Genomic DNA, 20,128 nt, shown 5'->3' with positions numbered 1-20,128 from the left:
CATGCTGGAACGGCATTCGGCGGAAAGGAATACCCGTGAGCTTTGACACCGTGATCCGTGGCGGCCGGTGGTTCGACGGCACCGGCGCGCCGTCGGCGATCCGCAATATCGGCATCCGCGACGGACACATCGCCTCGATCTCGGCCGAACCGCTCGACGAGACCGGCTGCGGCCAGGTGATCGACGCCGCCGGCAAATGGGTGCTGCCCGGACTGCTCGACATCCACACGCATTACGACGTCGAGATACTCCTCGCGCCCTCGCTGTCGGAGTCGGTGCGGCACGGCGTGACCACGGTGCTGGTGGGCTCGTGCTCGCTGTCCACCATCCACGTCGACGGTCAGGATGCCGGCGACCTGTTCGGCCGGGTGGAGGCCATCCCGCGCCAGTACGTGGTCGACACCATCGACGCGCACAAGACCTGGTCGAGTTGTGAGGACTACATCGCCAGCCTGGAGAAGCTGCCGCTCGGCCCCAACGTGACGGCGCTCATCGGACATTCCGACATGCGCGCCGCGACCATGGGATTGGACCGCGCAACCCGCTCCGATGAGCGGCCCACGGCTGCCGAGCAGGCCCGAATGGAACAGATGCTGGACGAGGCATTGCAGGCGGGATTCGTCGGAATGTCTTCCCAACAGCTGCTTTTCGACAAGATGGACGGCGACGTCTGCCGCTCACGCACGCTGCCGTCGACGTACGCCAAGCCCAGGGAATTGCGCCGCCTCAAGTCGAAGCTGCGCCGCAGCGGACGGATTCTGCAGGCCGGTCCGGACGTCAAGAATCCATTCGACGTGGTGTCGCAGCTGGCGCAGGCCCTGGGGATATTCCGCCGACCGCTCAAGACCACTCTGCTGGCCGCCGCCGACGTCAAGAGCAACCGGCTGGCGATTCCGACCATCATCAAGACATCGCGCATGCTGAACAAGCTGGGCGCCAACTTCCGCTGGCAGCACCTGCCGGTGCCGTTCGAGGTGTACGCCGACGGCATCGATCTGGTGATCTTCGAAGAGTTCGGCTCGGGCGCCGAGGCGCTCCATCTGCGGGAGTCGCTCGAGCGTGACGAGTTGATGCGGGACGAGTCCTACCGGCGACGCTTCCGCAAGGACTACGAAAACAAGTACGGCCCGCGGGTCTGGCACCGCGACTTCTTCGACGCCGAGATCGTCGCCTGCCCCGACCCCTCGGTGATCGGAAAGTCCTTCGGGCAGGTCGGTGTCGAGCGCGGCGGAGTCCACCCCGTCGACGCCTTCCTCGATCTCGTCCTCGAGCACGGTACTGCCCTGCGCTGGCACACCACGATCTCCAATGACCGGCCCGAGGTGCTCAAGACACTCGCTGCCGAACCTGGCATTCAGATCGGCTTCTCGGACGCGGGCGCGCACCTGCGCAATATGGCGTTCTACAACATGGGCCTACGGCTGCTGCGCCATGTCCTGGACGCCCAGCAGTCCGGGCAGGCGTTCTTGTCGGTCGAGCAGGCGGTGCACCGGCTGACCGGTGAACTGGCCGACTGGTACCGGGTCGACGCCGGCCACCTGCGTGTCGGCGACCGGGCCGATGTCGTGGTCATCGACCCGGCCCACCTCGACGACAGTCTGGACGCCTACGCCGAGGAGTCCTTCGACCAATACGGCGGGATGTCACGCATGGTGAACCGCAACGACGAAGCCGTCAGCGCCGTACTCGTCTCCGGGAAAGCGGTCGTCCTCGACGGTCAGCCCACCAGCGTGCTCGGGACGCAACGCACCGGAAGTTTCCTGCGTGCCGACACCCGCACTCCGGCTGTCGCCGCGCAAGCCCCGGTGCCGGCACCGGGCGCCACACCGGCAACATAGGGTGACCCCATGAGCCAGACAGTGCGCGGTGTGATCTCCCGTGAAAAGGGCAAGCCGGTCGAGGTGACCGACATCGTCATTCCCGAGCCCGGTGCCAACGACGTCGTCGTCGCCATCACGGCCTGCGGGGTGTGCCACACGGACCTGACCTACCGCGACGGCGGTATCAACGACAGCTACCCGTTCCTGCTGGGCCACGAGGCCTCCGGCACCGTCGAGTCGGTGGGATCGGCGGTCACCGCGGTCGCGCCCGGCGACTTCGTGATCCTGAACTGGCGCGCCGTATGCGGACAGTGCCGCGCCTGCAAGCGCGGTCGCCCGCACCTGTGCTTCGACACCTTCAACGCCTCGGTTCCGATGACCCTGACCGACGGCACCGAACTCACCCCGGCCCTGGGCATCGGGGCGTTCGCCGACAAGACCCTGGTCCACGAAGGTCAGTGCACCAAGGTCGATCCGAGTGCTGACCCCGCGGTGGCCGGACTGTTGGGCTGCGGCGTGATGGCCGGTCTGGGCGCCGCGATCAACACCGGCGCCGTCACCCGCGACGACACCGTCGCGGTGATCGGGTGCGGCGGCGTGGGCGACGCCGCGATCGCCGGCGCGGCCCTGGTCGGTGCCCGGCGCATCATCGCGGTCGACACCGACAACACCAAGCTGAACTGGGCGCGTGAATTCGGCGCCACTCACACCATCAACGCCCGCGAACTCGACCCGGTGGAGACCATCCAGGATCTCACCGACGGTTTCGGTGCCGACGTGGTGATCGACGCGGTCGGCCGCCCGGAGACCTGGAAGCAGGCCTTCTATGCGCGGGATCTGGCCGGAACCGTTGTGCTGGTGGGAGTTCCGACTCCGGATATGCAACTGGAGATGCCGCTGATCGACTTCTTCTCCCGCGGCGGTTCGCTGAAGTCCTCGTGGTACGGCGACTGCCTGCCCGAGCGCGACTTCCCCACCCTGATCAGCCTTTACCTACAGGGCCGGCTTCCGCTGGACAAGTTCGTCTCCGAACGCATCGGGCTGAACGATGTCGAGAAGGCGTTCCATCGGATGCACGGAGGCGAGGTACTGCGGTCGGTGGTGATGCTATGACCTCCGGCGGCCAGATCCAGCGGGTCATCACGCACGGCACATTCGAACTCGACGGCGGCAGTTGGGAAGTCGACAACAACATCTGGATCGTCGGTGACGATTCCGATGTGGTGGTCTTCGACGCAGCCCACGACGCGGCACCGATCGTCGAAGCCGTCGGCGGGCGCAACGTGGTGGCGGTGGTGTGTACGCACGGGCACAACGACCACATCACCGTGGCACCCGAGCTGGGCCGAGCGCTCGACGCGCCGGTGCTGCTGCACCCCGGCGACGACATGCTGTGGCAGATGACGCACCCGGACAGCGACTTTCGGTCCGTAGCCGATGGCGACACGCTCACTGTCGGAGGCTTGGAGTTGCGGGCGCTGCACACACCCGGCCACTCACCGGGCTCGGTGTGCTGGCATGCACCAGACCTGGGCGCGGTATTCAGCGGCGACACACTGTTCTGCGGTGGCCCGGGGGCGACCGGACGCTCTTTCTCGGACTTCCCGACGATTCTGGCGTCGATCTCCGGGCGGCTCGGCGAACTGCCTGCCGACACGGTCGTTTACACCGGGCACGGCGACAGCACGCGGATCGGTGACGAGCTGGTCCACTACGACGAGTGGGTGGCGCGCGGCCACTGACGATGCACCGCGAGGAACGAGCGGTGCGGAGGAAGCGGCCAATCCAGCCCGGCCACTGACGATGCACCGCGAGGAACGAGCGGTGCGGAGGAAGGGGCCAATCGAGCCCGGCCACTGACGATGCGCGGCGAGGAACGAGCGGTGCGGAGGAAGGGGCCAATCGAGCCCGGCCACTGACGATGCGCGGCGAGGAACGAGCGCGAGGAGGAAGGGGCCAATCCAGCCCGGCCACTGAGCTCAGTGCCCGCGCAGGATGCGCCGTTTCTCTTCGGCGAACTCCTTCTCGGTCAGCGCTCCGGAATCACGCAGCGCCGTTATGGTTTTGAGCTGCTCGATGCGGATGCCTTCACCCTCGGGAACGAACCGGTCGCGACTGGTCTCCGCTCCGCTGACCACCGTCCCCACCGGGCGGCGGCCGCGGCGGGCCGCCAACAATCGGCCTGCGATCAGATCCACCAGCCCCAGCACGAAGATCACCGGAAACACCCAGAGCAGCGTCGAGTGGCCGGCGGGCTTTCCGAAGGCCAGTCGCGGAGCGATGTAGGCGCCGACCTGCCCGTCGGTGGCGACCTGGTAGTCGCCGGCCTCGGCCACGTAGATCCGCCACAACCGCCGCCGCGCGTCGTTGTTGACCGTGGTGGTCATCCCGATGCTCTCCTGGAACTCCGGGTCGGGCACCCCATCCGGTGGCGTCACCGTGAGGCTGATCGGCGGCACCGGCAGCCCGCCACCGGTGGGACTGGAGATGACCCGGGTGTGCAGATTCACCGTCACCTCGCCCGCCGGCAGATGCACCCGGCCCTCGCCCGGAATCGGCACCTCGCCGTAGGCGTCATAGCGGTCCAGCACAAAGACGTTGAGAATCAACGCAACCACGAAACCGATCACCCCGACGGTCATCAGGCCGGCCGCCACCACGACCGGAATGCGCCCGATCGTACGCTGCGCGCTCACCCACGGAAGTGTGCCACGGATTGCCGATACCGCTACCGTCAGTGGTGATATCGATGACGGTTCGACCGGGGTCGGAGGTGCCCATGCCAGAGTCGAGCATCGTGGTCCGTCCCGAGCCCGGCGGCGCTCCCTCGAGCCGGTTGCAGGCCGCCGGGCTGGCCCACGCCACCGGCGTGTTCGAACAGCTCGCGGCGACCGTACCGCTGCCGGCCGCGCCGCGTCCGATCGTCGTCGCCGACTACGGCGCCGCCACCGGCTACAACTCACTGCTCCCGATCGGTGCCGCCATCGCTGCCTTCCGCCGACGAACCCGGGCCGACCATGCCGTGTTGGTCACCCACACCGACCTGCCGGACAACGACTTCACCGCGCTGTTCACCACGCTGGCTGAGGATCCCGACAGCTACCTCCGCAAGGACACCGCCAGTTTCCCCTCGGCGATAGGCCGATCGTTCTACGCCCAGATCCTGCCTTCGCAGAGCGTCACCCTGGGCTGGACATCCTGGGCCACCATGTGGCTGCGCCGGCCCGCAGGGGAGCTACCCGAATTCGCCGACCACGTCCATGTCGAACACAGCGACGACGACGCCGCGCGCCGCGCCTACGCACGCCAGGCCGCCCAGGATTGGCATGACTTCGTGGCGTTCCGCGGCCGAGAACTGAGTCCCGGCGGCAAGCTGCTGGTGTTGACCGCAGCCGTCGATGCCGCGGGCCGTTCGGGCTACCGGCCCCTGCTCGACGCGATCGTGGCGGTTCTCGAGGAGCAGGTGCGCGAGGGCGGACTGACCCGTGCCGAGGTCGCGCGCATGGCGATCCCGGTGCTCGGCCGCAGCGAGAAGGAACTTCGGGCACCGTTCGCCCCAGCCGGCCGGTTCGAGTCGCTGACGATAGAGCGACTGGAGGTGTTCGACGCCGAGGACCGATTCTGGGACCGATACCTGCTCGACGGCGATGCGGTCGCGCTCGGCACCCATTGGGCGGCCTTTGTCAGCGCCGCCGTCTTCCCCACCCTGGCCGCCGCGTTGACCGGCGGCCCGGACGATCCGCGTGCGCCCGACTTCGTGCGTCACCTGGAAGCCGGCGTCGCCGCCAGGCTCGCGAGCAATCCGCAGCAGGTGCAGATTCCGCTCGCGCTGATCGTCCTCGCCAAGCAGCGTTAGGGGCTGACCGGGTTCTCCGTCGATTCCGGAGCCGGATTCTCCGGAACCTCCGGCGGGGTCGGCGCAAGGGGTTCGGGGCTGGGCGCGAACGCCGGTGGCGGCTCGAACGTCGGCGACGGCGAGGTGGTGGTGGTCGTCGTCGACACCGTGGTCAGCACGCTGGAGCCCGTCCCGCTGTCGGCAGCATGCCGCAGCACCAGCACGGCAATCGTGCCCAGCAACATCGCGACCAGCGCAGCCAGGATCACCACCGGGACCGGCCGTCGATACCATTCCCCGCCGCCCCCGCCGATTACCTCGGGTTCCGGTGTGGCGGGCTGGCGCGGCGCAGGAGGAGCCGGACGAGCCGGCGGAGGGGTCACCAACGGTTGCGGCCCCGCATCCGGGACGCTTTCGGCGGGCGGCGGCGGGACGTGCTCGGGCGGCGGGGCCGACTCGGGGAACTGTGTCGGTGCCGCCGGCGGCGGGGTCTTCTTCGGGATGGCCACCACATTGCCGGCGACACTCAGCGCAGCGCCGATGGCGGCCGTCAACTGTGGTCGTGGCGAGCTGATTACGGCGACCCCGAAGCGTTGTGACAAACCAGTCGTGACCGTCGGCATGTTCGCCCCGCCACCGACCGACACGATCGCCGAGAGCGCATCGGGAAGAATCTCGTTGTCGTCCAAGATGTTCTGCAGGACCGTGAAAAAGCCCTCCAGCGGCTGACGCAGGGCCTCGTCGAGTTCTACGCGGGTCAACCACACGCCGCCGTGGAAGCCCGCGAGTTCGGCCACCGTCTCAGATGACAGCTGTTCCTTGGCGTCCCGGCACTGGCTGCGCAGCCGGGTCAGCGACCCCACCGTCGGCGGCCCGTCGTCGTTACCACCGAGATCGGCAACCACGTGGTCCAACAGCGCCTGGTCGATCACGTCTCCGGAAAAGACGGTGCTGCGCCGGGTGGAGCCGATCGGTTCGAAGCCGCGGCCGGCGTCGACGAGAGTGACGTTGGTTCCACTGCCCCCGAAGTCGCACACCGCGATGATCCCGTGGTCTGGTAGACCCGGATTCGCTTGCAACGCAGTCAAAGCCGCCGTCGTATCGGAGATCAGCGACACCGGATGCTGCGCCCACTCCGAGACCCGTCCCAGCGCGGTGCGCAGCGCGCCGACGGCGTCGCGTGACCAGTGCGCGGGATAGGTAACCGCCACTGCGGGCGGTATCGGACGTCCCTCGGTCACCGCGTAGGCCAAGGCATGCAAGCCGTCAGCAAGCAATTGCTCGGCGCGGTGGGTAGATCCGTCGCTGGCCACCACCGGCCCACCACCACCGACGCGGTCAACGAAGTCGGTGACCACCAGTCCGCGGTCGTGCAGTTCGGAACTCACCGCGGAATTCTCCGAGGGCATGCCGATTTGGGATGGCCGATCCCGGAACAACGTCAGCACGGGCCGACGGGTGATCGCGCGATCGGCGGTCACCGCCGCCAATGTGGTCGCCCCGACGGACATCCCCAACGCGGGGCCTGTCTCTTGCGCCATGCTGTCCCATCCACGGTGTCATCCGGTGGTCAGAGCGCACCGGTCGGCGCAATTTTATCGATGAATGTCCGATATACCCGGTATTGCAGCGCTGTTGGTGCGGCGGAGAAGTCGCACTGAGGCCTACTTCCGGCGTCTAGCATCTGGTCCTATGCGGGCGCCGAGCCACGGTGCATCCCGCCCGGCGTTGAGTGCCTGGCGGTTCGTCACGGTGTTCGGCACCGTCAGTCTGCTGGCCGATTTCGTCTATGAGAGCGCCCGTTCCATCACCGGGCCCCTGCTGGCGTCATTCGGCGCGACCGGCCTGGTGGTCGGCACGGTGACTGGAATCGGGGAGGCCGCCGCGCTGGGCCTGCGACTGGTGTCGGGGCCGCTGGCCGATCGGACCCAACGCTTCTGGGCCTGGACTATTGCCGGATACGCCCTGACGGTGCTCACGGTGCCACTGCTCGGTGTAGCCGGCACGCTCTGGGTCGCCTGCGCATTGGTGATCGCCGAGCGGGTCGGCAAGGCGGTCCGCAGCCCCGCCAAGGACACCTTGTTGTCGCACGCGACCAGTGTCACCGGCCGCGGCCGCGGCTTCGCCGTGCATGAGGCGCTCGACCAGGTCGGTGCGGTGATCGGTCCGTTGACGGTGGCCGGGGTGTTGGCGCTTACCGGCGGCGACTACGCCCCGGCGCTGGGGGTGCTGGCGTTGCCCGGTGCCGCGACGCTGGCGCTGCTGGTCTGGCTGCGGCTGCGAGTCCCGGACCCCCGGGACTACGAGCGCTATGCGCCGGGCGCGGCGCGGGCCCAGCCGGCGCGCGGCGAGGCCGGGCAGTTGCCGGTGGCCTTCTGGCGGTACTGCGGTTTCATCGCGCTTACGATGACCGGTTTCGCGACCTTCGGCTTGGTGTCGTTTCACCTGGTCACCCACGGTTTACTGCCGGCCGCAGCGGTTCCGGTGCTCTATGCGGCCGCCATGGGCGCCGACGCGCTGGCGGCGCTCGCCTCGGGGTGGTGCTACGACCGGTTCGGCGGCAACGTCGTGCTCGCACTCCCGATTCTGTCGGCTGCGGTCGCGGTGTTCGCCTTCTCCGGCAGCGTCGCCGCGGTGGTGGTCGGGGCGCTGCTGTGGGGTGCTGCGGTGGGCATCCAGGAGTCGACGCTGCGTGCCGTGGTCGCCGACTTGGTTGCACCTGGGCGTCGAGCCAGTGCCTATGGGGTGTTCGCCGCCGGGCTGGGCGCGGCCGCCGCGGCGGGTGGAGTGCTGACCGGTTGGCTGTACGACATGTCCGTCGACGCGCTGATCGTGTCGATCCTGGGGATTCAACTGCTCGCACTCACTGTCGCGGGGGCCTCCAAAGTTTGCTCGGGAGGCAATCCCCGGCCGTCATCTCACTGACACCCGACGGCCATCGACCGGTAACCGGAGACTGCATGGGCGCCGATCTCAGTTGTGACTCAGATCTTCGACATGAGCCACTCAGCATGCACCACAACAGTCGGTCAGCAACCGCCGAATATGTTCACTGCCTGGGGTGTCTGCTGCACACGAGGCGCTTCTTGTGCCACCATGTACCGGTGAACCCACGTCGGATCCTTCGTTCCCTCGGTGTTGTTCTGGCCCTGACTTGGCTGCTGCACAGCACCGCCGCCACCCCTCCCCCCGCCTTCGCGGAGCCCTGTCCTGATGTCCAAGTTTTGTTTGCTAGAGGTACCGATGAGGTACCTGGCTTAGGCGAGACCGGGCAATCATTCGTCAACTCGCTGCGGGCCCGATTGCCCGAGCGGCCCGTGGACGCCTACGCCATCGACTACCCGGCCACCAATGACTGGCCGACAGGCATTCAGGGCATCCGCGACGCCACCACCCACATCGAGGCCACGGCGGCCAATTGCCCCAAGACCAAGATGGTGCTCGGCGGCTTCTCGCAGGGCGCCGCGGTGATGGGCTTCGCCACCGCCAGCGTCATCCCAGACGGGGTCGAAGGGGTCGATATACCACGGCCGATGCCCCCGGAGGTCGCGGATCACGTCGCGGCCGTGGTGCTCTTCGGAACCCCGAACGAGCGGGCGATGAACTTCCTCGGCCAGCCGCCGTTGGCCATCGGCCCGGCATACACCGCCAAGACCATCCAGCTGTGTGCGCCCGAAGACCCGGTCTGCTCCGAAGGACTGAACTTCTCCGCGCACGCCCCCGGCGCCTACGACGGCATCGCGGACGAGGGCGCCGCCTACGCGGCAAACCGGCTCTAACCACTGTGTTCGTTCCGCACGGCCGACTTTGCGGTTTGCTGATTCGCGACCCGCAGACCAGTGGCAAGGGCGGGACATGTCAGCATTCAAGGATGAGTTTGCGTAACACTGTTCGCGCCTTCGCCGCCGCGGTGATGCTCACCGGAACACTGGTGGCCGCGCCGGTGGGCCTGCCCGCCGCAACCGCAGAGCCGTGCCCGGATGCCGAAGTGGTGTTCGCCCGCGGCTCCGGTCAGCCCGTCGGACTCGGTGACGTCGGTGAGGCTTTCGTCGGGTCCCTGCAGGAGCAGCTGGCAGGCCTGAACGTCAACGTCTATCCGGTCGAGTACCCGGCGAGCACCGACTACCGCAACAGCGCGGTCCTCGGTGAGAGTGACGCCACCGCCCACATTCAGGGCACGGTCGCCAACTGCCCCAAGACCAAGCTGGTGCTCGGCGGCTACTCCCAGGGCGCCAGCGTCATCGCGATGTCCAGCAATGCGCTGCCCGCTGCGGTCGCCAACCACGTGGTCGCGGTGGCACTGTTCGGCCCGCCGTCGAGCCCGTACTCCACGTCGTTGTGGGGTGGCCCCCTGCCGGTGCTCGCCTCGTCCTACCGCCCGAAGGCCATCGACTTCTGCCTGACAGGCGACATCTACTGCGAGGACAGCGGCAGCGTCGTCCCGCACCTGATGTACGTGCAGGACGGCAAGACCGTGGAGGCCGCGACGTTCGTGGCGAGCCGGGTCACGGCCGGCCAGAGCGTCAACTAGGCCGAAGCGGTCAGAACAGCGTCGGGATCCGCGCATCGATCAGATGCGGCCCCGGCTCGGCGACGGCGCGCTGGAACTGTTCGGCAAGCTCCTCGCAGGTGGTGGCCACCGTGGCCGGCACCCCGAATCCCTCGGCGATCTTCGCGAAGTCCATATTCGGCCGCGACAGGTCCAGTAGATCGTTTGCTTTCGGGCCACCACCTTCGGCGCCCACCCGAGCCAGCTCCAGCCGCAGGATCGCGTACGAGCTGTTGTTGATCAGCACCGTGGTCACGTTCAGGTTCTCGCGCGCCATCGTCCACAACGCGGAGATGGTGTAGGCCGCGCTGCCGTCGGCTTGCAACGCGATCACCGGCCGGTCCGGTGCGGCCACGGCCGCCCCCAGCGCGACCGGCAGACCCTGCCCGATCGCCCCGCCGGTGAGCGTGAGCACGTCGTGGCGTGGTGCCCCGGCGGTGGCCGCGGGCAGCATCAGGCCCGAGGTGTTGGATTCGTCGGAGATGATCGCGTTGTCGGGCAGCAGTGCCCCGACAACCTGCACCCAGTTCTGCGGGGTGAGCTGACCGGTCGGGAGCTCGGGGCGGGCCGCGGGTGCCGGACGCGGCTGCACGCCGGCGGCCACCGCTTCGGCCAGCTGCTCCAGTGCGGCCACCACGTCGGTCTCCAGCCCGGCCAGGTTGTGCACGACACAGCCGTCGGGAACCAGGTCGCTGGCCTTGCCGGGGTAGGCGAAGAACGACACCGGCGCGCGGGTGCCGGCCACCACCAGGTGCTTGATGCCGTCGAGTTGGAAGGCGGCCTGCTCGGCCAGGTAGCCGAGCCGGTCGATCGCGGGAACCCCGGCGCCGCGGACGAGCCGGGCTGGGAAGGTCTCCACCAGAGCCCGAGCCCCGGTTGCGGCAACGATCCGGTCGGTGGCCTCCAGAGCGCGCACATCGGCGACGGCGGGCCCGCCGATCAGGATCGCCACCGGCTCACCGCTGCCCAGCACGGCGGCGACATCGGCGACGGCCTGTGCGTCGGGGGCAGCAGCGGGGACCGGGTCGACGGGCCCGGCCGCCTGCGCGCCGTCCTCCCACGAGATGTCGGCGGGCAGAATCAGGTTGGCCACCTGCGCCGGGCTGGACATCGACTCCGCGACCGCTTCGGCGGCATCGCGACCGACGTCATCACCGGAGTTGGTGCGGCGCACCCAGCCGTGAGTCCAATCGGTCAGCGGTTCGATGTCGGATTCCAGCGGCGCGTCGTACTTCTTGTGGTAGGTGGCGTGGTCGCCGATGACGTTGACCACCGGCACGTGCGCGCGGCGGGCGTTGTGCAGGTTGGCCAGGCCATTACCCAGGCCGGGCCCCAGGTGCAGCAGGGTGGCGGCCGGCTTTGCGGCCACCCGGGCGTACCCGTCGGCGGCACCGGTCACCACGCCTTCGAACAGGCACAACACCCCGCGCATCTGCGGCACCGAGTCCAAGGCGGCCACGAAATGCATCTCGGAAGTACCGGGGTTGGCGAAGCAGACCTGCACCCCGCTGTCGACCAAGGTGGCGATCAGGGCCTGTGCTCCGTTGGTCATGTGACTGCCTTTCTTGCCGAGCACCTAAATATGCGGGACGCGCGCGATCTGCTGCCTATAGAAGCACGCCGGGATTGAGGATCCCGGCGGGGTCGAAAGCGTCCTTGATCCGGCGCATCAGGGCGATCTTGACCGGGTCCTCGAGCTCCAGGAAATGCTGCGTCTTGACCCGTCCCAGGCCGTGCTCACCGGAGATGGCGCCGCCGAGAGCCATCGCGGCCGCGAAGATGTCATGCAGCAGCCGGTGACGGACCTCGTCGTCGGCGCAGAACACCGCCAAGTGGACGTTGCCGTCACCGGCGTGTCCGCAGCCGACCACACCGGCAGCCACGTCCTGGGCCAATTCTTTTGCCTTGGTCAGGAACTGGTGCATCTCGGCCCGCGGGACCACCACGTCGATGACATCGTGGGCGCCGGCGGCCTTGGCCGTCCAGAACGCCTTCTCGCGGGCTTCGATCAGGGCGTGCGCTGAATTGCCTTCCAGCACATAGACATCGTCGGCGCCGAGTGAGGCCAGCAGTTCGCCCACCATGGCCACGTCGTCGTCGAGGCGCGCACGGTCGCGGTTCTCCACCCCCACTACCAGGTAGGCCTCGGCGGTCTCACGCACCGCGTCGGGGATGCCCAGGTTCAGGTTCTGCGAGTAGCTGATCGCGGCCAGGGTGAGCTTGTCGACGTATTCGAGAATCACCGGGTCCACCCCGCTGCGCACCACCGCCGGCACCGCACGCATCACCGCGGGCAGATCGCAGAACGGCGCCAACAACGTGGCGGAGTGCCCGAGCCGTGGGTAGAGCCGCACGGTGACCTCGGTGGCCAGCGCGCAGGTGCCCTCCGACCCGATGATCAGCTGGGTCAGGTCATAACCAGTGGACAGCTTGGTGATTCGGCCGCCGGTGCGGATCAGCTCGCCGGTCGGCAACGCAGCCTGCAGGCCCAGCACGTTGTGCCGCGTCACCCCGTACTTGACCGCGCGCATACCACCGGCATTGGTGCCGACGTTGCCTCCGACACTGGCGGACAGCTCCCCGGGGAAGACGGTGTACATCAGCCCCGCCTCGGCCGTCGCGGTGTCGAGGTCGGCCAACGTCACGCCCGGCTGCACCACAGCAACCTGATTGTCGGTATCGATCTCCAGGATCGCGTTCATCCGCTCGAAGGAGATCAGCAGACCGTCGGCGCACGGCCGCGCTCCGGCCGACATACCGGTGCCTGATCCGCGGGCGGTCACCGGAACCTTAGCTTCGGTTGCCGCGGCCAGCAGCGCCGCGACCTGCTCGGCGGTCTGCGGGCGGGCCACGTAGCTCGGCATCACCGGCGCTCCGACCAGCGCCTCGTCATGCGCGTAGTCGGGGCCGATCTGCTCACCGCTGAGCAGTCCACCTGCTCCGACGATGTCGGTGAACTTCTGCGCGAGATCGCTGTCTAGCGTGGCCATCCGTCCCTACTTTCCAAATCCGGCGTCACGTAATGCCTGAGCCATCGATCCGCCTGCCGGTGCCGCGTCCCGGCGCCCGGCACTGTTACCGGGACGCCGCCCACGATTCTGCTTCGCGTTGTCACCACGCGCAGCCGGTTTGGCCGCCGGGCCGCGAGCGGGCTTGTCCGCCGGCTTGTCCCCCAGCCGCAGGGTCAGCCCGATGCGCTGGCGGTCGACGTCGACGTCGACGACCTTCACCTTCACCACCTGGCCGGACTTGACCACCTCGTGCGGGTCGGAGATGAAGCGGTCTGCCATCGCCGAGACGTGCACCAGACCGTCCTGGTGCACGCCGACGTCAACGAAGGCGCCGAAGGCCGCGACATTGGTCACCACTCCCTCCAAGACCATGCCCACCTTGAGGTCGCCCACCTTCTCCACTCCCGCGGCGAAGGTCGCCGTGGAGAACGCCGGTCGCGGGTCGCGTCCCGGCTTCTCCAGCTCGGCGAGGATGTCGGTCACGGTCGGGACGCCGAACCGGTCGTCGGCGAAGTCGCCGGGTTTCAGCGACCGCAGCACTCGCTCGTCGCCGATGATCTCGGCCAGCGACACTCCCGAACGGTCCAGGATCCGCCGGACCACCGGGTATGCCTCGGGGTGCACGCCCGAGGAGTCCAGCGGGTCGTCGCCGTCCCGGATGCGCAAGAACCCGGCGCACTGTTCGAATGCCTTGGGCCCCAAGCGCGGCACGTCAAGCAGGGCGGCGCGATTGCGGAAGGGCCCGGTGTGGTCGCGGTGCGCCACGATGGCTTCGGCCAACGACTCCGACACCCCCGACACCTTGGCCAGCAGCGGCGCCGAGGCGGTGTTGAGGTCGACGCCCACGGCGTTCACCGCGTCTTCGACCACCGCGTCGAGGCTGCGCGCCAGGGTTCCCGGTGTCACGTCGTGCTGGTACTGGCCGACGCCGATGGACTTCGGTTCGATCTTGACCAGCTCGGCCAGGGGATCCTGCAGCCGCCGTGCGATCGACACCGCCCCGCGCAGCGTGACGTCCAGATCGGGAAGCTCGTGCGCGGCGTAGGCCGACGCCGAGTACACCGACGCGCCGGCCTCGCTGACCATCGCCTTGGTCGGTGCGGGAGCGCCGACGCTCTTGAGGTCGGCGATCAACTCGGCGGCCAGGGCATCGGTCTCCCGCGACGCGGTGCCATTGCCGACGGCGATCAAGTCCACCCCGTGGCGGGCGACCAGTGCGGCCAGCGCCGCCTTGGCCTGGTCCCACTGCTTTTGCGGTTGGTGCGGGAAGATCGCGCAGGTGTCGACGACCTTGCCGGTGCCGTCGACGACGGCGACCTTCACCCCGGTGCGAAAGCCCGGGTCGAGGCCGAGTGTAGTGCGGTTGCCCGCCGGCGCCGCCAACAGCAGGTCTTTGAGGTTCTTGGCGAACACCGCGACCGCGTCCTGCTCTGCACGCTGACGCAAGCGCATCCGGGCGTCGACTGCTGCCGAGAACGCCAGCCTGGTGTCCCATGCCCACCGCACGGTGTCGGCCAGCCAGGGCGTGGCCTGACCCGGTGCGGTCATGTCCACACCGAGAGACCTGGCGACCATCGCCTGGTAGGGCTCGTTGTCGCCGCCGTCGAAGGCCAGCGCCAGGGCGTCCTCCTTCTCACCGCGCAACACGGCCAGCACCCGGTGCGACGGCATGGTCTCCAGTGCTTCGCTGAACTCGAAGTAGTCCCGGAATTTTTGTGCCGCAGCACTTTTCGCGGCATCTTCAGAGCGAGGCATAGTCCGCAGCGAGCCCGCCGACCAGAACTTCTCCCGGACCGCACCCACCAGCTCGGCGTCCTCGGCGGCACGTTCGACCAGAATCGCGCGGGCACCCTCCAGCGCGGCCGCCGCGTCGGCGACCTCCTCACCGGTGTACTCCGACGCGAGCTGCCCCGGGTCCAGTGCGGGGTCAGCCAGCAGCCGGTCAGCCAGCGGCTCCAGGCCCGCCTCGCGCGCGATCTGCGCCTTGGTGCGGCGCTTGGGCTTGTAGGGCAGGTAGATGTCCTCGACGCGGGCCTTGGTGTCGGCCGACAGCAGCACGGCCTTGAGCTCGTCGGTGAGCTTGCCCTGTTCCTCGATCGAGGACAGCACCGCGGCCCGCCGGTCGTCGAGCTCGCGCAGGTAGCGCAGCCGCTCTTCCAGGGTGCGCAGCTGGCCGTCATCGAGGCTGCCGGTGACCTCTTTGCGGTAGCGGGCGATGAACGGCACCGTCGCCCCCTCGTCGAGCAGCGCGACGGCGGCCGCGACCTGTCGTTCGGCTACTTCCAGTTCGTCGGCTAGGCGGGCATTCACCGGTTTGAGGGTCACGTTCGCGGTCACGCCGACGGACCCTACCGAACGCCGCTGACGATTCCTGGGGGCGGCACGGCGTACACCCGCCGTGCTACCTGGATGCCGACCAGATCCATAGCCGCGAGCTCAGGTATCGCGGCCCGAACCGCGAGAAGATGACACCGTGAGCACCTACGCCGAGATCCGTAACAACGCCCCGCTGTGGCCGGGGGTGATGGACCGTTCGCTGCTCGGCAACCGGCAGGCGCAGGCCGCGTTGTATCTGGCCGACGTGGCCAAGCGCGGCAAGTGGAGCACGGTGATCCGTGAACTCGACCGCGGCGATCACGTAGTCGATGTAAAGGCCTGGCGGCCCGGGGGCAAGACCTGGCTGACCGTGCTGCATCAGGCCGGCTGGCACGGCGCGTCTGCAGACATCGCGTCCTGGCTGATCGAGCAGGGCGCACTGCGCTCACAACCAGACGCCGCCGGCCGCACCGCCTATGACCTCGCCGTCGAACACCAACGGCCCCCCGAACTGCTGGAAGTGCTGAGACCTCCGCCGGCGCCGCTGGACCGAGGCCGGGTTGACGCGCTCAACTTCCAGCTCACCGCCGTGATCGACGACCTGATCCAACACCTGTTCCGGGGTGGTGACCTGCGCCAGATGCTGCGCTATCCCCCGGTCGAAGTGCTGCATGAGCTGCCCGGACGGCAACTGTGGTTCCCGGTGCCCTACCTGTGGGGAGGATTCCGGGTCGGCCTGCGCGACAACGACATCGAACTGTTCGGCGGCTACCGAGAACTCGATCCGGTCGGAGATGTGCACGTAGCAACAGTCGGCTATCGCATCACGGCCGACGGCCCATCACAGGTCTACGAGGGCTACGAATAGCCACTGATCTCGCGTAACTTTCCCTTGGCGATCTTGCCGCCGGATGAGCGCGGCAACTCGTCGATCACGACAAGACGTTCCGGCAACAGCTCTTTGGACACCTCGAGCGCCAGTAGGTGCTCGACGAGTTCGGCCAACTCAAGGGTGCGTGTCCCCGCGCGTGCCGCATCGGCGAGTTCAACGTAGACGCAGACCTTCTCACCGAACACCTCGTCGCGCATCGGCACCGCGGCCGCCACCGCGATCGCCGGATGGGTCATCACCGCGTCTTCAACCTGGGCGGCGCTGATGTTCTTGCCGCCGCGCAGAATGAAATCCGACGTCCGGCCGGTGACGCTCAGGTAGCCGTCGGCGTCGATCTCGCAGATGTCCCCCATTCGCATCCAGCCGTCGACGGTGAACAGCTTGTCGTGATCGACCCCGTTGAGGTAGCCGAGGCTGGTGGCCGGCCCTCGGCAGGCGGGCTGCCCCCGGCCGGTGTCGGTCACGTCGGTGTTGCCGTGCTCGCCACCGAAGAGCCGGACCGCCATCTCCGGGACGATTCGCCCGCCGGTCCGCAGCCGACGCTCCAACGAGTCGTCGAGCGTGGTGGCGCTGAGCACCCCGGTTTCGTTGGAGCCGTAGAACTGCAGGATCTTGGCTCCGGTGAGCTCCTCGAACTCCGCGGCCGGCCGGTAGGGCAACGCCTCCCCGCCGGTGAAAACCACCCGCAAGGAACTCAAATCGAACTCGCGGCTGGCAGCATCTGCCATCATCATGGTCAATTGAGTGCTGACACAGCACAATACGGTGACCCGGTGCCGCGCTATCGCAGCGCATGTCGCGGCCGCAGTGAAGCGGTCCAGCAGGATCGCCGTGGTGCCGAGGTGGATCGGGCTGGTATGGCTGGTCCAGAGACCGAAGCCGAACGGAGTGGGAATGATCGGCAGGAAGACGTCGTCGGAGCTCAGCTGCCCGTTGGCGACGGCCAGCTGGTGAAAGTAATGCCAGCGATTCTGGGTGTGCACCACGCACTTGGGCAGCCCGGTGGTACCGGAGGTGGAGTTGATCAGAAAGACATCATCGGGGCCGAGTTGCGGTCCAGGTACACCGATTTCGGTGGCCACCCGCAGCTCATCGATACTGCGCGTCTCGATCTCGAGACCGCCGGCCGCGGCGTGCCGCTGCTCGTCGGTGATCAGCAGCTGGGCCTGCGATGCGGCCAGGATCGCGGCCACCTCACGCAGTCCAGCCCGTGCACCGATTCCGACCACGATCGCCCCGCAGCGCTCGATCGCCACGAACAGCACATGGATCGCCGCGGAATCGCGATGCCACACCGCGATCCGGTCTCCGGGGCGTACACCGGTACCTGCCAAACGTGCCGCCAACTCCTGCGCCGCGGTGTCGAATTCCTGCCAGGTCATGCCCGCACCGAGATAATCCACGTAGGCGTCCCGGGCGGGGAATTGCTGGGCGTTGCGGCGCACCGCATCGGAGAGCGTGGCCTGCGACCACCAGCCGACCGCGTGATAGCGAGCGGCTTCAGCGGCGGTGTAAGCCGGTGAATTCCAGTCGGTGTCGGAAGACATCTCGCTTACCGCCCCCGATCAGTCGACTTCGTTCGATATCAGTAGATATAGTCTTCGCCGCTCGCTCGCACGGTGATGTCACTGATACTGATGCCCCAGGGCTGGTCGATGACGTGCACCACCGCCTCGGCGAGGTCTTCGGGGGTGATCAGCCAGTACTTCACCGAGTCGACGTCGGTCTGCTCGGGTTCCAGGGTGCCCTCGGCGAACGCGGTGACCGACCGCATGTAGCTCTCACCGCGACTTCCGACGATCCCCATGATCGCGGCGCCGTTGACCACGCCTCTGCCGAGGTTGGTGCCCAGAACGCCGGTCGGCTTGACCGTGGTGACCTTGATCTTTCCCTTCGCCTCGCTGCGCAGCGAGTCCGAGAGGACGGCGACCGCGGCCTTGGTCGCGCTGTAGACCCCCGAGCCGGCCACACCGGCGTTGCCGTAGATCGACGAGATGTTGACGACGTGCCCGCGGCCTTGGGCGATCATCTGGTCGTAGACGGCCGAAATGCCGTTCACCACACCCTTGATGTTGATGTCGATCGCCCGGTGCCACTGCTGCCAGGCCTTCTCGTGATCGGCGAAATAGGCCAGCGGCATCACACCGGCGTTGTTGACGATGACGTCCACCGCGCCGAAGGTCTGCACCGCGTGCTGCACGGCGGCCTTCATCTGATCGATGTCGGTGACGTCGGCCACCTGATAGGTGCCGGACAGCCCAGCGTCGCGGATCCCGTCGAAGACCGCCGCGAGGTTCTCGGCACCGATGTCGACGCCGACAACGCGGGCTCCGGCGGCGGCGCACTTCTCGGCGATCAGTTTGCCGAAACCACCGCCGGCACCGGTGATGACGACGACTTTGTCCTGCAGGTGCTGCGACATAGTCGGCCAGTTTAGGTGGCCGCGGTCACCTCAGTTGCCACCGCCCGATTTGCTCGCCGACAGGCGGCGCGTTCGAACGCCCGGTAACGGGTCCGGAGGCTATGGTCACTTCGTGAAGCGTCGAACGGCACTGGGGCTCCCCCTTCTGCTGGCGGCGGGTCCCACGTTGAGCCGGCTCCCACTCGCCGGCGCGGACCCCGGCCGCTGGTCGATCGACCGGGTGAACCGCTGGTATCAGGCGCAGGGTTGGCCGGTCGGCTCCAACTACATCACCTCCACCGCGGTCAACCAGCTCGAGATGTTTCAGCCGGGCACCTTCGATCTGCGGCGGATCGACTCCGAGTTGGGCTGGGCCCGATCGGCAGGCTTCAACACCGTGCGGGTGTTCCTGCACGACCAGCTGTGGGCCGCCGATCAGCGGGGCTTCCAGTACCGGCTGGGCCAGTTCGTGGCCGTCGCCGCGCGCCACCGCATCAAGCCGATGTTCGTACTGTTCGATTCCTGCTGGGACCCGCACCCCAAGGCGGGACCACAGCCGGCACCGCGAGTCGGCATCCACAATTCACGATGGGTGCAGAGCCCCGGCGCCGACCGGCTCGGGGACCGCAGCTACTACCGCACCCTGCATGACTACGTCACCGGTGTGATGACCCAGTTCCGGTACGACGAACGGATCCTGGCCTGGGACCTGTGGAACGAGCCGGACAACATGGCCCGCGAATACAGCGCCGTCGAACGGTCGGACAAGCTGGATTACATCAGTGACCTGCTGCCCCAGGTGTTCAATTGGGCCCGGTCGGTCGATGCCCGTCAGCCGTTGACCAGTGGGATCTGGGAGGGCTCGCGTCAGGGCAGCACGATCGTCAACACCCAACTGGGCAGCTCCGACGTCATCACGTTCCACTCCTACGACAAGCCGGCGACGTTCAGTGAGCGCATCGCCGAACTGGCGCCCCTGGGCCGGCCGATGATGTGCACCGAATATCTGGCTCGTACCCGCGGCAACACCATCGACGGGATTCTGCCGATCATGAAGCGCCACAATGTGGGCGCCTACAACTGGGGCTTCGTCGCCGGGCGAACCCAGACCTACCTGCCGTGGGACTCCTGGGACAACCCCTACACCGCCGAGCCGCAGACCTGGTTCCACGATCTGGTGCAGCCCACCGGTCGCGCGTACCGGAATCTGGAGATCATGACGATCAGCAACCTCACCGGCCGCTGACCAGCCACCTACCTGGCAAGCCGCCGCATGAATCCAGCGATGTTAACGCTACCGGCTG

The 20,128-nt window shown here is 67.9% G+C and carries 16 protein-coding genes; 9 read left to right on the top strand and 7 right to left on the bottom strand.

What is annotated here, in order from left to right; genetic code table 11:
* Positions 1-35: 35 nt before the first annotated feature.
* Genes ACJH71_RS12120 through ACJH71_RS12110 form a run of 3 tightly spaced genes read left to right on the top strand, consistent with a single transcriptional unit; the run spans position 36 to position 3,562 of the window.
* Positions 36-1,838: an amidohydrolase family protein gene (locus tag ACJH71_RS12120; protein ID WP_406758269.1), complete on the top strand. Its 1,803-nt coding sequence runs from the start codon at positions 36-38 to the stop codon at positions 1,836-1,838.
* 9 nt (positions 1,839-1,847) lie between these two features.
* Positions 1,848-2,933, top strand: a complete 1,086-nt coding sequence (locus ACJH71_RS12115; RefSeq protein WP_406758268.1) for an S-(hydroxymethyl)mycothiol dehydrogenase — start codon at positions 1,848-1,850, stop codon at positions 2,931-2,933.
* Positions 2,930-3,562, top strand: a complete 633-nt coding sequence (locus ACJH71_RS12110; RefSeq protein ID WP_406758267.1) for an MBL fold metallo-hydrolase — start codon at positions 2,930-2,932, stop codon at positions 3,560-3,562. Before ACJH71_RS12115 ends, ACJH71_RS12110 begins: the two co-directional genes overlap by 4 nt.
* Before the next feature lie 237 nt (positions 3,563-3,799).
* Here the strand turns inward: ACJH71_RS12110 and ACJH71_RS12105 are convergent, their stop codons facing one another.
* Complete coding sequence (locus ACJH71_RS12105; RefSeq protein ID WP_406758266.1) at positions 3,800-4,516, bottom strand: SHOCT domain-containing protein; 717 nt, start codon at positions 4,514-4,516, stop codon at positions 3,800-3,802.
* Between the two features lie 83 nt (positions 4,517-4,599).
* Between ACJH71_RS12105 and ACJH71_RS12100 the strand changes: the two genes are divergently transcribed.
* Positions 4,600-5,676, top strand: coding sequence for an SAM-dependent methyltransferase (locus ACJH71_RS12100; protein WP_406758265.1), 1,077 nt, complete (start codon positions 4,600-4,602; stop codon positions 5,674-5,676).
* Here the strand turns inward: ACJH71_RS12100 and ACJH71_RS12095 are convergent.
* Complete coding sequence (locus tag ACJH71_RS12095; protein WP_406758264.1) at positions 5,673-7,196, bottom strand: Hsp70 family protein; 1,524 nt, start codon at positions 7,194-7,196, stop codon at positions 5,673-5,675. The two genes, ACJH71_RS12100 and ACJH71_RS12095, sit on opposite strands and share 4 nt — an antisense overlap.
* A gap of 151 nt (positions 7,197-7,347) precedes the next feature.
* Between ACJH71_RS12095 and ACJH71_RS12090 the strand changes: the two genes are divergently transcribed.
* The 3 genes from ACJH71_RS12090 to ACJH71_RS12080 all read left to right on the top strand — a co-directional run bounded on the left by ACJH71_RS12090 (position 7,348) and on the right by ACJH71_RS12080 (position 10,186).
* A complete protein-coding gene (locus ACJH71_RS12090; protein WP_406758263.1) occupies positions 7,348-8,580 on the top strand; it encodes an MFS transporter in 1,233 nt (410 codons plus the stop codon).
* Between the two features lie 179 nt (positions 8,581-8,759).
* Positions 8,760-9,434: a cutinase family protein gene (locus ACJH71_RS12085; protein ID WP_406758262.1), complete on the top strand. Its 675-nt coding sequence runs from the start codon at positions 8,760-8,762 to the stop codon at positions 9,432-9,434.
* Between the two features lie 92 nt (positions 9,435-9,526).
* The gene (locus ACJH71_RS12080; RefSeq protein WP_406758261.1) at positions 9,527-10,186 is read left to right on the top strand and encodes a cutinase family protein; all 660 of its coding nucleotides are present in this window, start codon (positions 9,527-9,529) and stop codon (positions 10,184-10,186) included.
* A gap of 10 nt (positions 10,187-10,196) precedes the next feature.
* Here ACJH71_RS12080 and ACJH71_RS12075 read toward each other — a convergent pair whose 3' ends face one another.
* Genes ACJH71_RS12075 through ACJH71_RS12065 form a run of 3 tightly spaced genes read right to left on the bottom strand, consistent with a single transcriptional unit; the run spans position 10,197 to position 15,552 of the window.
* Positions 10,197-11,756 carry an acetolactate synthase large subunit gene (locus ACJH71_RS12075; RefSeq protein WP_406758260.1) on the bottom strand — a complete coding sequence of 520 codons (1,560 nt, stop codon included), beginning with the start codon at positions 11,754-11,756 and terminating at the stop codon, positions 10,197-10,199.
* A gap of 55 nt (positions 11,757-11,811) precedes the next feature.
* Positions 11,812-13,194: an FAD-binding oxidoreductase gene (locus ACJH71_RS12070; RefSeq protein ID WP_406758259.1), complete on the bottom strand. Its 1,383-nt coding sequence runs from the start codon at positions 13,192-13,194 to the stop codon at positions 11,812-11,814.
* 6 nt (positions 13,195-13,200) lie between these two features.
* A complete protein-coding gene (locus ACJH71_RS12065) occupies positions 13,201-15,552 on the bottom strand; it encodes a Tex family protein (RefSeq protein WP_406758258.1) in 2,352 nt (783 codons plus the stop codon).
* A 136-nt stretch (positions 15,553-15,688) separates the two neighbouring features.
* On the opposite strand from ACJH71_RS12065, the gene ACJH71_RS12060 reads away from it, so the two are divergent.
* Complete coding sequence (locus tag ACJH71_RS12060; RefSeq protein ID WP_406758257.1) at positions 15,689-16,399, top strand: ankryin; 711 nt, start codon at positions 15,689-15,691, stop codon at positions 16,397-16,399.
* Here ACJH71_RS12060 and ACJH71_RS12055 read toward each other — a convergent pair.
* Positions 16,390-17,970 carry a class I adenylate-forming enzyme family protein gene (locus ACJH71_RS12055; RefSeq protein ID WP_406758256.1) on the bottom strand — a complete coding sequence of 527 codons (1,581 nt, stop codon included), beginning with the start codon at positions 17,968-17,970 and terminating at the stop codon, positions 16,390-16,392. The two genes, ACJH71_RS12060 and ACJH71_RS12055, sit on opposite strands and share 10 nt — an antisense overlap.
* Before the next feature lie 38 nt (positions 17,971-18,008).
* The gene (locus tag ACJH71_RS12050; protein WP_406758255.1) at positions 18,009-18,845 is read right to left on the bottom strand and encodes an SDR family oxidoreductase; all 837 of its coding nucleotides are present in this window, start codon (positions 18,843-18,845) and stop codon (positions 18,009-18,011) included.
* A gap of 112 nt (positions 18,846-18,957) precedes the next feature.
* Between ACJH71_RS12050 and ACJH71_RS12045 the strand changes: the two genes are divergently transcribed.
* A complete protein-coding gene (locus tag ACJH71_RS12045) occupies positions 18,958-20,070 on the top strand; it encodes a 1,4-beta-xylanase (protein WP_406758254.1) in 1,113 nt (370 codons plus the stop codon).
* The last annotated feature ends 58 nt before the right edge of the window (positions 20,071-20,128 follow it).

Origin of the sequence: Mycobacterium sp. SMC-15 (assembly GCF_045310925.1) — a bacterium.
Lineage (GTDB): Bacteria > Actinomycetota > Actinomycetes > Mycobacteriales > Mycobacteriaceae > Mycobacterium.
This window is presented reverse-complemented; position numbering and strand designations above follow the sequence as displayed.